This is a genomic window from Acidovorax sp. HMWF018 (assembly GCF_003061035.1).
Lineage (GTDB): Bacteria > Pseudomonadota > Gammaproteobacteria > Burkholderiales > Burkholderiaceae_C > Acidovorax > Acidovorax delafieldii.
Window position 1 is genome coordinate 1 of sequence record NZ_QAIM01000030.1, and the last position, 14281, is coordinate 14281.

At 65.4% G+C, this 14281-nt stretch carries 12 protein-coding genes and 1 pseudogene; 3 read left to right on the plus strand and 10 right to left on the minus strand.

Annotated elements, in window-relative coordinates; all coding sequences use genetic code 11:
- The 5 genes and pseudogenes from DBR23_RS00765 to kdpF form a co-directional block, all read right to left on the minus strand.
- A pseudogene (locus DBR23_RS00765) lies at nt 1-770 on the minus strand (two-component system sensor histidine kinase KdbD); the annotation flags it as partial.
- Between the two features lie 67 nt (nt 771-837).
- A complete protein-coding gene (gene kdpC, locus DBR23_RS00770; RefSeq protein WP_108496989.1) occupies nt 838-1455 on the minus strand; it encodes a potassium-transporting ATPase subunit KdpC in 618 nt (205 codons plus the stop codon).
- Nucleotides 1456-1507: 52 nt separating this feature from the next.
- Nucleotides 1508-3574, minus strand: a complete 2067-nt coding sequence (gene kdpB, locus DBR23_RS00775) for a potassium-transporting ATPase subunit KdpB (protein WP_108496990.1) — start codon at nt 3572-3574, stop codon at nt 1508-1510.
- A gap of 20 nt (nt 3575-3594) precedes the next feature.
- On the minus strand, nt 3595-5388 hold the full coding sequence (gene kdpA, locus DBR23_RS00780) for a potassium-transporting ATPase subunit KdpA (RefSeq protein WP_108496991.1): 1794 nt from the start codon (nt 5386-5388) through the stop codon (nt 3595-3597).
- Nucleotides 5385-5480 carry a K(+)-transporting ATPase subunit F gene (gene kdpF, locus DBR23_RS00785; protein ID WP_108496992.1) on the minus strand — a complete coding sequence of 32 codons (96 nt, stop codon included), beginning with the start codon at nt 5478-5480 and terminating at the stop codon, nt 5385-5387. The genes kdpA and kdpF overlap by 4 nt, the downstream gene beginning before the upstream one ends.
- A gap of 491 nt (nt 5481-5971) precedes the next feature.
- On the opposite strand from kdpF, the gene DBR23_RS00790 reads away from it, so the two are divergent.
- Entirely contained in the window at nt 5972-6874 is a 903-nt protein-coding gene (locus tag DBR23_RS00790) for a DMT family transporter (RefSeq protein ID WP_108496993.1), read from the plus strand.
- Nucleotides 6875-6896: 22 nt separating this feature from the next.
- Here DBR23_RS00790 and DBR23_RS00795 read toward each other — a convergent pair whose 3' ends face one another.
- The 5 genes from DBR23_RS00795 to lptF all read right to left on the minus strand — a co-directional run bounded on the left by DBR23_RS00795 (nt 6897) and on the right by lptF (nt 11751).
- Nucleotides 6897-8063 (minus strand): pyridoxal phosphate-dependent aminotransferase, encoded by a 1167-nt coding sequence (locus DBR23_RS00795; RefSeq protein WP_108496994.1) that lies wholly within the window; start codon nt 8061-8063, stop codon nt 6897-6899.
- Between the two features lie 67 nt (nt 8064-8130).
- Nucleotides 8131-9072: a CysB family HTH-type transcriptional regulator gene (locus tag DBR23_RS00800; RefSeq protein WP_056062356.1), complete on the minus strand. Its 942-nt coding sequence runs from the start codon at nt 9070-9072 to the stop codon at nt 8131-8133.
- A 72-nt stretch (nt 9073-9144) separates the two neighbouring features.
- Nucleotides 9145-9516 (minus strand): sirohydrochlorin chelatase, encoded by a 372-nt coding sequence (locus tag DBR23_RS00805; RefSeq protein WP_108496995.1) that lies wholly within the window; start codon nt 9514-9516, stop codon nt 9145-9147.
- Between the two features lie 22 nt (nt 9517-9538).
- Entirely contained in the window at nt 9539-10648 is a 1110-nt protein-coding gene (lptG, locus tag DBR23_RS00810; RefSeq protein ID WP_056062363.1) for an LPS export ABC transporter permease LptG, read from the minus strand.
- Entirely contained in the window at nt 10645-11751 is a 1107-nt protein-coding gene (gene lptF / locus DBR23_RS00815) for an LPS export ABC transporter permease LptF (RefSeq protein ID WP_108496997.1), read from the minus strand. Before lptF ends, lptG begins: the two co-directional genes overlap by 4 nt.
- Before the next feature lie 23 nt (nt 11752-11774).
- Here lptF and DBR23_RS00820 point away from each other — a divergent pair, with 23 nt between their 5' ends.
- Together DBR23_RS00820 and DBR23_RS00825 are read left to right on the plus strand one after the other, a co-directional pair.
- On the plus strand, nt 11775-13331 hold the full coding sequence (locus DBR23_RS00820) for a leucyl aminopeptidase (protein ID WP_108496996.1): 1557 nt from the start codon (nt 11775-11777) through the stop codon (nt 13329-13331).
- A gap of 6 nt (nt 13332-13337) precedes the next feature.
- Complete coding sequence (locus tag DBR23_RS00825; RefSeq protein WP_099730131.1) at nt 13338-13772, plus strand: DNA polymerase III subunit chi; 435 nt, start codon at nt 13338-13340, stop codon at nt 13770-13772.
- Nucleotides 13773-14281 lie beyond the last annotated feature (509 nt).

Consider the following 14281-nt stretch of genomic DNA (forward strand, 5'->3'; position numbering starts at 1 on the left):
CGGTTGGGCCACACGGCCTCTGGCGTGGTGGTGCTGGCGCGGCGGTAGGCGCGCATTTCGTCGTCCACGCGGTCGGCGGTGCGGCGCAGGGCCAGCTCACGCAGGGCCAGCAAGTTGCCTTTGCGAAAGAAGTTGGCAGCGGCACGCTCTGCCTGCTGGGGCAAGTAGACCTTGCCGGCTTTCAGGCGTGCCAGCAGTTCGTCGGGCGGCAGGTCGACCACCACCACTTCGTCGGCGGCGTCAAAAAACTGGTCGGGCACCGTCTCCCACACGCGGATGCCGGTGATACCGCTGACGATGTCGTTCAGGCTCTCCAGGTGCTGCACGTTCATGGTGGACCACACGTCGATGCCTGCGGCCAGCAGCTCTTCGGCGTCTTGCCAGCGCTTGGGGTGGCGCGATCCGGCCACGTTGCTGTGGGCCAGCTCGTCCAGCAGCACCAGGCCCTCGGGGTTCGCAGCGCTCCAGGCCAGGGCGGCGTCCAGGTCAAACTCGGGCAGGGTGCGGTCTTTGTAGGGCAGGGCGCGCAGCGGCAGGCGCGGCAGGTGTGCGGTCAGCGCCTCGGTGTCGGTGCGGCCATGCGTTTCGACCACGCCGATGGTGACGGGCAGGCCCTGCGCCTGCGCCGCCCGGGCGGCGGACAGCATGGCAAAGGTCTTGCCCACCCCGGCGCAGGCGCCAAAAAACACCTTGAGCCGCCCGCGCTGCTGCTGGGCCTGCTCTTGCTGGATGCGCTGCAGCAGCGCGTCGGGGTCGGGGCGATCCTGCATGGGCACAGTGTATCCACCAATTTGATGTCGAATAGGCCTCAAGCGCTAGTATCAATTGCGCTGATAGCTATTTATTTGATAGCGAATCGAGTGCCAGATTCAAGGCCAGAACGTTCACACGCGGCTCGCCCAGCAGGCCCAGCCAGGGGGTGTCGGTGTGCTGCTGTACCAAGGCTTGCACTTGTCCCACGGGCAGGCCTCTGGCACGGGCCACGCGTTCGCTCTGGTAGGCCGCGGCTGCCGGGCTGATGTGTGGGTCCAGCCCGCTGGCCGACGCGGTGACCAGGTCCACGGGCACGGGGCGGGTGTTGCCCGGGTCGGCGGCACGGAGCGCTTCAATGCGCGCCTTGACGGTATCGGTCAACGCCGGGTTGGTGGGGCCCAGATTGGAGCCACCCGAGGCCGATGCGTTGTAGGGCATGGGCGCTGTGGCCGATGGGCGGCCCCAGAAGTGGCCAGGCTCGGTGAACGACTGGCCGATCAGCTCGGAGCCCACTGCCTTGCCACCCTGGGTGATGAGGCTGCCGTTGGCCTGGTGCGGGAAGGCCGTTTGTGCGACACCGGTCACGGCCAGCGGGTAGAGCAGGCCGGTGACGATGGACAGCACGACGAACAGCGTGAGGGCAGGGCGCAGCAGGCCGCCTGGGCTGGCGGGCACGTCGTCGCGGGGAATACGGATAGGCATACGATTTTCCTTGTCAGTGATTCGGGGAGCTGCGTTTAGGAATGGGAAGAGCTCAGGTCAGACCTGCGGCCGCCAGCACCATGTCAATCAGCTTGATGCCAATGAACGGCACCACCATGCCCCCCAGCCCATAAATGGCCAGGTTGCGGCGCAGCAGCGCGGCGGCACCCACGGCGCGGTAGGCCACGCCTTTCAAGGCCAGCGGGATCAGGAAGATGATGATCAGCGCGTTGAACACCACGGCGGACAGGATGGCCGACGAGGGGCTGGCCAGGTGCATGAAATTCAGCGCCGACAGCTGCGGGTAGGTGGTGACAAACGCCGCAGGGATGATGGCGAAGTACTTGGCAATGTCGTTGGCAATGCTGAAGGTGGTGAGCGAGCCGCGTGTCATCAGCATCTGCTTGCCGGTCTCCACGATCTCGATGAGCTTGGTGGGGTTGCTGTCCAGGTCCACCATGTTGCCCGCCTCCTTGGCGGCCTGGGTGCCGGTGTTCATGGCCACGGCCACGTCGGCCTGGGCCAGGGCGGGCGCATCGTTGGTGCCGTCGCCGGTCATGGCCACCAGCTGGCCATTGGCCTGGTAGCTGCGGATGAGCTGCAGCTTGGCCTCGGGTGTGGCCTCGGCCAGGAAGTCGTCCACACCCGCTTCGGCGGCAATGGCGGCGGCCGTCAGGCGGTTGTCGCCGGTCACCATTACGGTCTTGATACCCATGCGGCGCAGCTCGGCAAAGCGCTCCTTGATGCCGCCCTTGACTACGTCTTTGAGCTCCACCACGCCCAGCACGTGGGCGCCGTCGGCCACAACCAGCGGGGTGCTGCCACGGCGCGATACATCGTCCACCGCCGTCTGCACGGCGGTGGGGAAGCGCCCGCCCAGGGCTTCCACATGCTTGCGGATGGCGTCGGCCGCGCCCTTGCGCAGCAGGCGGGCGCCGGGCAGGTCTACACCACTCATGCGGGTTTGCGCCGTGAACGGCACAAACACCGCCTGCAGGCTGGAGAGATCACGCTCACGCAGGTTGAACTTCTGCTTGGCCAGCACCACGATGCTGCGGCCTTCGGGGGTTTCGTCGGCCAGCGATGCGAGCTGGGCGGCATCGGCCAATGCGGCATCAGTCACCCCGGGCGCAGACACGAACTGGCTGGCTTGCCGGTTGCCCAGGGTGATGGTGCCGGTCTTGTCCAGCAGCAGCACGTCCACATCGCCCGCAGCCTCCACCGCGCGGCCCGAGGTGGCGATCACATTGGCCTGCATCATGCGGCTCATGCCCGCCACGCCAATGGCGCTGAGCAAGCCTGCAATGGTGGTGGGGATCAGGCACACCAGCAGCGCCACCAGCACCACCAGGCTCACAGGCTCGCCCGCGCCGCTGGCCTGCACGCTGAACAGCGAGAACGGCAGCAGCGTAACCACCACGCCCAGGAACACGATGGTCAGCGCCACCAGCAGGATGGTCAGCGCGATCTCGTTGGGGGTCTTGTGGCGCTTGGCGTTCTCCACCATGGCGATCATGCGGTCGACAAAGGTCTCGCCAGGGTTCACGGCCACTCGCACCACGATCCAGTCGGACAGCACGCGGGTGCCGCCGGTCACGGCCGAGAAGTCGCCGCCGGATTCGCGGATCACCGGGGCCGATTCGCCCGTGATGGCACTTTCGTCCACCGACGCCACCCCGTCGATCACCTCGCCGTCGGCGGGAATGGTGTCACCGGCTTCCACCAGCACCACGTCGCCCTTGCGCAGGTGGGCGGCCTCCACCGGCAGCCAGGTCATGGCCGTGCGTGGGGTGGTGCGGTCAAACTGGCCATCCAGCTTTTTGGCCCAGGTCTGCTTTTTGAGGCCGCGCAGCGAGGCCGCCTGGGCCTTGCTGCGGCCTTCGGCCATGGCCTCGGCAAAGTTGGCAAACAGCACGGTGAACCACAGCCACAGCGCCACGGCAGCGGTAAAGCCCTCGGGCTTGCTGGCGGCCAGCGCGGTGGTGAAGGCGCTGCCCACGTACACCACAAACATCACCGGGTTGCGCCATTGCACGCGCGGGTCCAGCTTCTTGAAAGCCTCCAGCAGCGCGGGGCGTACCAGGGCGGGGTCGAACAGGGTCAATGTTTTGCGAGTCATCACAATCTCCCAGCCATTTCTTAACGGGGTGTGAGCACGAGATGCTCTACCACCGGGCCCAGCGCGAGGGCGGGCACATAGTTCAGCAAGCCCACCAGCAGCACCACGCCAGCCAGCAGCGCCACGAACAGCGGGCCGTGGGTGGGCAAGGTGCCATCGGTGGCGGTAGCGCGCTTCTTGGCGGCGAGGGACCCGGCCATGGCCAGCACCGGTACGATCACGCCAAAGCGGCCCAGCCACATGGCCACGGCCAGCAGCACGTTGTAGAAGGGGGTGCTGGCCGACAGGCCTGCGAAGGCGCTGCCGTTGTTGTTGGCGGCAGAAGACAGCGCGTACAGCACCTGGCTGAAGCCGTGTGCGCTGGGGTTGGAGAGGCCTGCGCGGCCTGCCTCGCTCATCACCGCCACGGCCGTGCCCAGCAGCACCAGCAGGGGCGTGATCAGGATGGTGATGGAGACGAGCTTCATCTCATGCGTCTCGATTTTCTTGCCCAGGTACTCGGGCGTGCGGCCAATCATCAGCCCGGCGATGAACACCGCCATGATGGCGAACACCAGCATGCCGTACAGGCCCGAGCCGACACCGCCAAACACCACCTCGCCCATCTGCATCAGCACCATGGGCACCATGCCGCCCAGGGGTGTGAAGCTGTCGTGCATCGCAATCACCGCGCCGCAGCTGGCGGCTGTGGTGATGACGGCGAACAGGGCCGAGGTGGCGATGCCAAAGCGCGTTTCCTTGCCTTCCATGTTGCCGCCTGCCTGCAGGGCGCTGGCAGTTTGGTCTACACCCAGCGATGCCAGCAGTGGGTTGCCTTGCTGCTCGAAGGCGGTGGCAGCTACCACGGCGACCACAAACAGCAGACTCATCGTGGCCAGAATCGTCCAGCCCTGGCGCTCATCGCCCACCATGCGGCCAAACACCAGGCACAGCGCGGCGGGGATGAGGAAGATCGCCAGCATCTGCAGCAGGTTGCTGGCGGCCGAGGGGTTCTCGAACGGGTGGGCCGAGTTGGCGTTGAAGAAGCCGCCACCGTTGGTGCCCAGCATCTTGATGGCCAACTGCGAGGCCACGGGGCCCATGGCCAGCGTCTGCGTGGCTTGCGTGGCGGGTTCCGTCACCGGGGCGCCCTGAGCGTCCAGCACCGGCTGGCCCGCGCCATCGAGCTTGGGCGCGTCATAGTGCACGGGCTCCAGCGTCTGCACTGGCGTGTAGGGCGACAGGTTCTGGATCACGCCCTGGCCTGCAAACACCACGGCCAACACCAGCGACAGGGGCAGCAGCACCCACAGCGTGGCGCGGGTCAGGTCGGCCCACACATTGCCAATGGATTGTGCTGAGTGCCTTGAAAAGCCACGCACCAGCGCGATGACCACCACCAAGCCCGTCGCGGCAGACAGAAAGTTCTGCACCGTCAGCGCCAGCATCTGCGTGAGGTAGCTCATGGTGCTCTCGCCGCCATAGCCTTGCCAGTTGGTGTTGGTGACAAAGCTGATGGCGGTGTTGAAGGCCGAATCGGGTGCCACCGCAGCCATGCCCTGAGGGTTGAGCGGCAGCACCGCTTGCCAGCGCTGCAGCGCATACACCGCCAGCAAGCCCAGGCCATTGAACACCAGCAGGCCCAGCGCGTAGCGCAGCCAGCCGGTTTCTTCATCGGGCCGCACGCCTGCCAGTTGGAACAGCGGGCCTTCCAGCCTCCGTCCCAGCGCAAAGCGGCCCGCCATCACGGTGTCGATGTAACGCGCCAGCGGCCAAGCCAGCGCCAGCAGCAGTGCCAAAAACACCGCCAATTGCAGCCAGGCACCGGTGCTCATGAAAAGTCCTCCGGCCGCAGCAGCACGGCGATCAGGTACACCAAAAGCGCAGCAGCCAGCACGGCCGCCAGAATCATCCAGCCGCTGTTCATGACCGCCCCCCTTGTGCTTGGTGATGCAGCAGCGCGCAACCCTTGGCCAAGCCATAGACGGCCAGCCAGAGCAGGCCTCCCACCGCCATCAATATCCAGTCCATAGCGTCCTCCTTGAGACATGGACCGATGCTAGGAACGGCCGCATCAAGATGGGCGCAAGAGTGCGGTGTGGGGTATCAAGATCGCATCAAGATGCGCGGGCGCCAGGCCTGGCTGGCAGAAAGATGTATGGCAATTTGCTATTGAATTTATAGCTGTATGCGCATGATATTCAAGCGCTATAGACCGTTTCTATTCAAAGTTTTGCCTGTAGCGCGGGTTTGCCGGTTCTCGCACCGGTTTCGGGCGTCAGCACGCTCGGCAGGTGTGGCGCACCTTGAGGTCTGTCCGTTCTCCCAACGGGTCATTAGAGAACGCTCACATTGGCCTGCAGCAAAAGCGCTCGCAAGCTGCGATCATCCCCACCCTGCATCACGCTTCTGTTCTCCATGACCCAGGCCACACCGCTCCGTCCCAGCGCTTCCAGTCCGCTCGATTCCCTCGTCCCCCTGCTGTTTGTGGCGCTCTGGAGCACCGGCTTTATCGGCGCCAAGCTGGGGCTGCCGTATGTGGAGCCGCTGACCTTTCTGGCGCTGCGGTTTGCCATTGTCATCGTGCTCATGCTCGCGGTGGTTGCCGTGGCGCATGCGCCGTGGCCGCCTTCGGGCAGGGCCTGGCTGCACATTGGGGTGTCGGGCCTGCTGGTGCACGGTGTGTACCTGGGCGGGGTGTTCATGGCCATTGGGCACGGGCTGCCGTCGGGCATTACAGCGCTGGTGGTGGGGTTGCAGCCGCTGCTGACAGCCCTGGTGGCCGGGGCTTTGCTGGGCGAGAAGGTGCGGCCTGCCCAATGGGCGGGCCTGGCCCTGGGCTTCACCGGCGTGGCGCTGGTGGTGGCCGGCAAGGTGGCTACCGTGCCGGCGGGTGCTTTGCTGGGCATGCTGCTGCCGGCGGTGGTCGCGCTGCTGGGCATCACGGCGGGCACGCTGTACCAGAAGCGGTTTTGCCCCTCGTTCGACTTGCGCACGGGCTCCGTGATCCAGTACCTGCCCTGTGCGGTGGCCATGGCCGCCGTCGCCTACGCCACCGAATCCATGGCCATATCGTGGACCGGCGAGTTTGTGTTTGCGCTGGGCTGGCTGGTGCTGGTGCTCTCACTGGGGGCCGTGAGCCTGTTGAACCTGCTCATCCGCCGGGGCGGCGCGGTCAATGTGGCCAGCCTGTTCTACCTGACCCCGCCCACCACAGCGCTGATCGCCTGGGCGATGTTTGGCGAGACGCTCAGCGGCTGGGCGCTGTCGGGGATGGCGCTGGCGGCTGCGGGTGTGTGGTTGGCAAGGCAGACAAAGTAAGAGCCCTGGAGGGCCCTGCGGATCAGAGCTTGCGCAGCCGCTCCAGCGCAGCGCGCAGCGTCTCGTCCTTCTTGGCGAAGCAGAACCGCACCACACGCTGGTCAAACCCGTCGCCATAAAACGCAGACAGTGGAATCGCCGCCACGCCCACCTCGCGGGTGAGCCACTGGCAGAAATCGGCCTCGTTCAAATCGCTGATGGCCGAAATGTCCACGCACTGGAAGTAACTGCCCGTGCTGGGCAGCAGCTTGAAGCGCGAGCCTGCCAAGCCCTCGCGGAACAGGTCGCGCTTGGCCTGGTAGAACGCGGGCAGCTGCAGATAAGGCGTGGGGTCTTGCAGGTAGGCCGCCAGGCCATGCTGCACCGGCGTGTTGACGGTGAACACGTTGAACTGGTGCACTTTGCGAAACTCGGCCGTCAGTGCGGCAGGGGCGGCCACGGTGCCGACCTTCCAGCCGGTGACGTGGAAGGTCTTGCCAAAGCTCGACACGATGAAGGCACGCGCGGCGAGGCCGGGAAAGCGCGCGGCGCTCTGGTGCTCGACACCGTCGAACACCATGTGTTCGTACACCTCGTCGCTGATGAGCAGGATGTCGGTGGGGGCGAGCAGGTCTTCCAGCTGGCGCATTTCCTCGGCCGTCCAGATGGTGGCGCTGGGGTTGTGCGGGCTGTTGATGAGAATGGCGCGGGTGCGGGGCGTGATGGCCGCGCTGATCTTGGCAAAGTCAGGGCGGAAGGTGCCGGGCGTGAGCGGTACGCGCACGGCCTTGCCACCGGCCAGCTCGATGTTCGGCACGTAGCTGTCGTAGCAGGGGTCGAGCACGATCACCTCGTCACCCGCGTGCACGATGGCCAGGATGGCGGTGATGATGGCCTGCGTGGCACCGGCGGTGATGGTGATTTCGGTGTTGGGGTTGTAGGCGCGGCCATGCAGTGCCTCGATCTTGCGGGCCACGGCTTCGCGCAGGGCGGGCACACCGGTCATGGGCGGGTACTGGTTGTGGCCGGCTTGCATGGCGGCGGTGACGGCGTTCACCAGCTCGGGCGCGCATTCAAAGTCAGGAAAGCCCTGGCCCAGGTTCACCGCCTTGTGTTCGGTGGCCAGCGCCGACATCACGGTGAAGATGGTGGTGCCGACGTTGGGCAGCTTGCTGGGGAAGGCGGGTGTGCGGGCGGTGGTGGAGGTCATGGCGCAGCAGCGTGGAAAACGAGGAAATTCTGGAAGGGTTCAGGGTGCTTCTGGGGCTGGACGGAGGTCACAGCTCGTAGTCGTTGACATGGCCCGTCATCGCGCGGGCAATCAGCTCGCGGCTCAGGCGGTCGCTGAGCAGCTCGGCAAACTTGTAGACAAAGTTGCGCAGGTAGGCGCCGCGCTTGAAGGCCACGCGGGCCACGCTCTGCCCGAACAGGTGGCCCACGGGGCGCACGGCCAGGTCGCCCACCGGGTCGTCGCGCATGGCCATCTCGGCCACGATGCCGATGCCCAGGCCCAGGCGCACATAGGTCTTGATCACGTCAGAGTCGATGGCTTCGAGCACGATGCGGGGCGTGAGCTTGCGTGCTGCGAAGGCGTGGTCGATCTTGCCGCGCCCGGTGAATGAGGGGTGGTAGGTGATCAGCGCTTCGTGCGCGAGGTCGTCCAGACCGATGCGTTCCTTTTGCGCCAGAGGGTGGTCGTTGGGCACCACCAGCACGTGCTGCCATTCGTAGCAGGGCAGGGTGACGAGTTCGGGGTAGTCAGCCAGGGATTCGGTGGCCATGCCGATCTCGGCCACCTCGTCGATGATCATGCGGGCCACTTCGTGCGGTGTGGCCTGGTGCAGGCTCACGTTGACCTTGGGGTAGGCCTCGCGCAGGCGGGCCACAGGCACCGGCAGCACATAGCGCGCCTGGGTGTGGGTGGTGGCGATGCTGAGGGTGCCGCTGTCTTGCGCGCTGAACTGCTCGCCAATGCGCTTCAGGTTACCCACCTCGCGCATGATGACTTCGATGCTTTTGAGCACATGCTGGCCGGGCTCGGTGATGCGCTTGAGGCGTTTGCCGTGCCGGGCGAAGATGTCCACGCCCAGTTCTTCTTCCAGCTCGATGATGGCTTTGGAGACGCCTGGCTGCGAGGTATGCAGGGCTTTGGCGGCCTCGGTCAGGTTGAGGTTGCGGCGCGCAGCCTCTTGAACGAAGCGGAATTGGTGCAGATTCATATCGAATATCGCCTAAAGGATTGCATCATTATGCTGCAGTCGTCTAAGCGAATGAACCGCACCCCAGAAATTTCAGAGCGGCGGGCTTTCGCAGGCGATCTCTGCCATCAAGGCCGTCATGCGTGGATCCTCCCCTATGGCGGCCTGGACGTGGAATTGCACGGCGGGGTGGGTGGTGCGCAGCTCCTGCACCAGCAGGGGCAAATCCTCTCGGGCGTGTTTGCCGGTGCCCAGAAACATCGGAACCACTGTGACGGCGGTGGCCCCATCGGCCACCAATTGCCGGACGGCGTCCGGCAGGGCGGGTTCACACAGTTCCAGGTAGGCACAGATGGCCCGGCGGTCCGGACTTTGGGAGGCAATGCGCGTTGCGACTGCCTCCATGGGGGCGCGCCACAGGGTGTCTCGGGACCCGTGGGCAAACAGGACGATGGCGTGGGTCATGGGTCGGGGCGAGGTCAGGGTGTCAGCGTCTCAGCACCAGCCAGCCAAAGGCCGCCAGCGAGAGCAGGGAGTAGATCAGGCCGGGCGCCGCCGCTGTCAGCCATGGCGACCAGTTTTGCAGGTTGCCAGCATAGCCAAAGACGTTGTTGAGCAGGAAGAAGCTGATGCCCGCCATCACGCCGCCGAACACGTAGCCCGCGATGCCGCCCGAGCGGAAATGCAGGTACGCAAAAGGCAGCGCCAGCACCACCATCACCAGACAGCTCAAGGGGTAGAACACCTTGCGCCAGAACTCGATCTCGTACTTCTGGGCGGACTGGCCGTTGGCGTTCAGGTGCCGGATGAACTGAAAGAGGTCCAGGGTGGCCATGCGGTCGGGCTTGAGCAAAGAGGCTGCCACCATGTCGGCACTGATCTTGGTCGGCCACTGCAGGGAGGGGCTTTCCAGGTGCTCCACGCGGGCCTCGTTCTTGTCGCTTTGCTGTTCAAAATGACTACGCTGCACCTTCTCCAGGGTCCACGCTCCATCTGAGCCGAACTGCCCTGACGCGGCCCGCGTCTGCGACGCCAGGCGGCCCTTGTCGTCAAACTCGAAGATGCGCACGTCCAGCATGCCGCCATTGGGGGTGAGCGCGCGCACGTTGACGGCAAAGGAGTGGTCTTCCTGCCGCTCTTTGAGCCATGCGCCCGTGGCCCCAGCTGTCAGCCGCCCCAGGTAGCGCACCTTGATGAGCTGGGCGGTGCGGTCCGTCAGGGGGGCCAGGTAGTCACCGACAGCAAAGGTCAGCAGCACGAAGACGCCACCCAGCGTGAGCAGGGTGCGCAGCGCCCGCCAGGGGCCCATGCCGCTGGTGCGCATGATGGTGAACTCCGAGCTTTGAGCCAGGCGCGCCATCACGAAGATGGTGCCGATCAGTACGGTGATGGGCAGCAGTTCATACAGGTGGCTGGGAATGCTGAGCACCACAAACAGCAGCGCGTGCGATAGCTGGTAGCCATCCTCCCCCGCACGGCCCACCCAGCGGAGCTCATCCACCAGGTCAAAAAAGAAGAACAGGGCCAGAAAGCCCACAGTGACGAAGGTGACGGCGCCCAGCGCCTCACGGTGAATCAGGCGGCGGATGGTTTTCATGCGGACTGCCCTCCGGTGCGCAGGGACTGCCATAGCCGGCCCATCGTCCATTGGTTGTGTCGGACAGCAAGCACCAGCAGTGAGGCCGCCAGCATGCCACCGTGCAGCAGCACCATGAAACTGGTCAGGCCCAGCCGGTCCGCGCCCACCCAGCTCTGGCCCAGGGTCATGAGGTTGTAATAAACGATGAAAGCAAACAGCGCAAACACCATACTCGTGCTGCGCGCTGCGCGTGGGTTGACGCTGGCCACAGCCAGACCCAGCAGCACAAAGTTGAGCGCGGCCAGTGCCAGGCCCAGCCGCCAGCCCAGCTCGGCGCGGTAGGCCGGCAGCGGCCGCATCACGAGGTCGTAGGTCGTGCGTGTCTTCACCGCCAGTTCTTCCGCCGCACCTGGGGCCGCACTACCGATGCGGGTGCCGTACAGGCTGAACTCGCTGATCTTCACGCCGGGCTTGTCCCGCGAGGTCTCCAGGCGCTGACCGTCGCTCAGCAGGGCCATGCGTTCACCGCCCTGGGTCTCCAGCCGGGCGCTGCGGGCGGAGGTGACGGATTCGCGTTTGCCGTCATTGGCGGCAATGAAGACGTTGTTGGCGGCCTGCGTGTCTGGGGTGTCCTTGTCGATGAAGAACACCCGGCTGCCGTTGGACGACTCCTGGAACTCGCCCGGTGCAATGCGGTCGATGTCGCTGCGCTGCTCGTAGCGGGTCTTGAGCTCCTGGATCTGGGAGTTGGCCCAGGGCCACACCAGCAGCGACAGTACGGCAATCACCACCATCACCGGCCAGGCAAAGCGCAGCAGGGGTCGCACCAGACTGATCAGGCCGCGCCCGCTGGCGAACCAGATCACCATTTCGCTGTCGCGGTACATGCGCGACAGCGTGCCGACCACCGCAATGAACAGACTGAGGCTGAGAATGGTGGGCAATTGCCCCAAGACGGTGAAACCCATGACGAGCATCACGTCGGACGGGCTGACACTGCCCTTGGAGGCCTGGCCCAGCGTGCGGATGAGCATCATGGTCATGACCACGGTCACCAGCACCACAAGGGTCGCGCCGAAGCTGCGCGCCAGCTCCTTGCGGATGGATGAATCGAATAACATTGGCTGGAAGGAAAACACCAATTATGAACTTTGATCTCAAGACCCTTGAACTTGCTGCGGCAGCCTCGGAGAAATGCGACCTGCTGATCGTCCTGCTTCCCGAGGGCTTCAAGCCGGGCAAGGACGCGCTTTCTGCCCTGGCGGCCTTGGCACTCAAGAACGGAGATCTGACCACCAAGGCGGGCAAACACCTGCAGCTGTACCAGGTGCCTGCCGTTGCAGCCCGCCGCGTGGTGCTGGTGGGGTTGGGCGATGGGTCGGCGCGCGCAACGCGCCAGGCGCTGCAGGCACTGGGTGGTGCCATCAAGGCGCCCCTGACCAAGCGCGTGGTGCTGTGTTTTGCCGGCGCAGCCCCGGCGGCGTCTGTCAGCGCGGTTGTGCAGGCGGTGGCAGACGTGAGCTATGTCTACACCACCACCAAGACCAAGGTGGAAGCACGCAGCCTGAGCCGCTGTGTGGTGGGTGTGCCGGATGCTGCCAGTGCGCGTGACGGGTTTGACAGCGGGGTCGCCCTGGTCGCTGGTGTGGAGTTTGCCAGGGAGTGGGGCAACCGCCCAGCCAACCACGCAACCCCCAGCCTGCTGGCGGATGCAGCCAAAACACTGGCCAAGCTGCCACGCATCCAGTGCAAGGTCCATGGCCCGGCAGAGGTGGCGCGTCTGGGTATGGGCGCCTTCATGGCTGTGGCAAAGGGCTCTGAAGAGCCCCTGCGTTTCATCGAGCTGCGCTACAACGGCGCTGCCAAGGACCAGGCACCCATCGTGCTGGTGGGCAAGGGCATCACCTTTGACACCGGCGGCATCTCGATCAAGCCCGCGCCCGAGATGGACGAGATGAAATTCGACATGTGCGGCGCTGCCAGCGTGCTGGGCACCTTCCGCGCGCTGGGCGAACTGCAGCCGGCCATCAATGTGGTGGGCCTGATTCCCGCCTGCGAAAACATGCCGGACGGGCGTTCTGTCAAACCTGGCGATGTGGTCACCAGCATGAGCGGCCAGACCATCGAGATTTTGAACACCGACGCGGAGGGGCGCCTGGTGTTGTGTGATGCGTTGACCTATGCAGCGCGATTCAAGCCTGCCGCCGTGGTGGATATTGCGACGCTGACCGGCGCCTGCGTGATCGCTTTGGGGGGCGTACGCAGTGGTTTGTTTGCCAATAACGACGGTCTGGCGGAGTCCTTGCAGGCAGCTGGTGAGGCCGCGCAAGACCTCTGCTGGCGCATGCCGCTGGACGATGACTATGCAGACGGCCTCAAGACCAACTTTGCCGATATGGGCAACGTGGCGGGCCGTGCGGGTGGCTCCATCACCGCTGCCAAGTTCTTGCAGAAGTTCGTCGGCGACATGCCCTGGGCTCACTTGGACATTGCGGGCACTGCCTGGAAGGGAGGCGCGGCCAAGGGTTCCACAGGACGCCCGGTCGGCCTGCTGGTGCACTATGTGCTGGAGCAGTCCAGGTCGCAGGTCCGACAAGCCAAGGCACCCAAGTCCGCGTCACGCTCCGTGACCAGGACGGCCGCTGCTGGAGCTGTGGGCAAGCCAGCCGCCAAGCGGTCCTCCAGCACCAAGGCTGCGTGACGCGTCATGACCGAGGTAGCCTTTCACTTCAACGCACCCGACAAGCTGGCCTACGCATGCCGGTTTGCGCGCAAGGTGCAGCGCAGCGGGGCTCGTTTGGTCATTGCCGCGCCTGCGGATGCGCTTCAGGCGCTGGACCGCATGCTCTGGTTGTTGGCCCCCCAGGACTTTGTGGCCCATTGCCACGCCGACTCGGACGAGGAGCTGGTTCAGGCCTCTCCGGTGTTGCTGGCGCAGGATGCACGTCTGGCACCGCATCACGAAGTGCTGTTGAACCTGAATGCGGAAGTCCCGGAAGGTTTTGGCCGGTTTGACCGTCTGGTCGAAGTGGTGAGCGCCCAGGACGAAACCGACCGCGCCCAGGCACGTGCGCGCTGGCGCCACTACGCGTCCCGGGGCTACGCCATTACCCGCCATGATCTGGTGTTGAAAGCGGGCTGATGGCGCTCCCACCCAAAACCCCTCCGCGGTTTGTACCCACGCTCACCGAAGTGGTGCAGGTGCCTGGCGTGGCGCCCCTCGCGCCGGGGGCTTCAAATCCGGCGGTCCGCACCACCGTCCTGTCGCCGTCGCAGTCTGTGGCGTTGGCCAGGCCTGCATTGCCCACTGCGCGACCGGCTGGTGCGGCGCAGGTCGCTGCGCCCCCCGCCACAGAGCGTCCTGTGGCCTCTCCGGTGGCTGCGCCAATCCCTGTGGCCGCTCCCCCGGCATCACGTTCTACGTTATCCCATGTCCAACCTCGCCCGGCGGTTCATGCTGCCACCCCTGCTGGCCCAAAGCCAGGGGCTGCGCCCGTTGCGGCCCGCGCCTTGCCAGATGGGATGGAGGAGTACATGGTGCACCGCGTCATGCAGCGCGTGGATGTAGTGCTGGACCAGCGCTTGCGCGAAGCAATCGCCACAGTGGTGCAGGAGCAGACGCGGTCAGTGCTTCCGCGTCTGCGCGAAGAG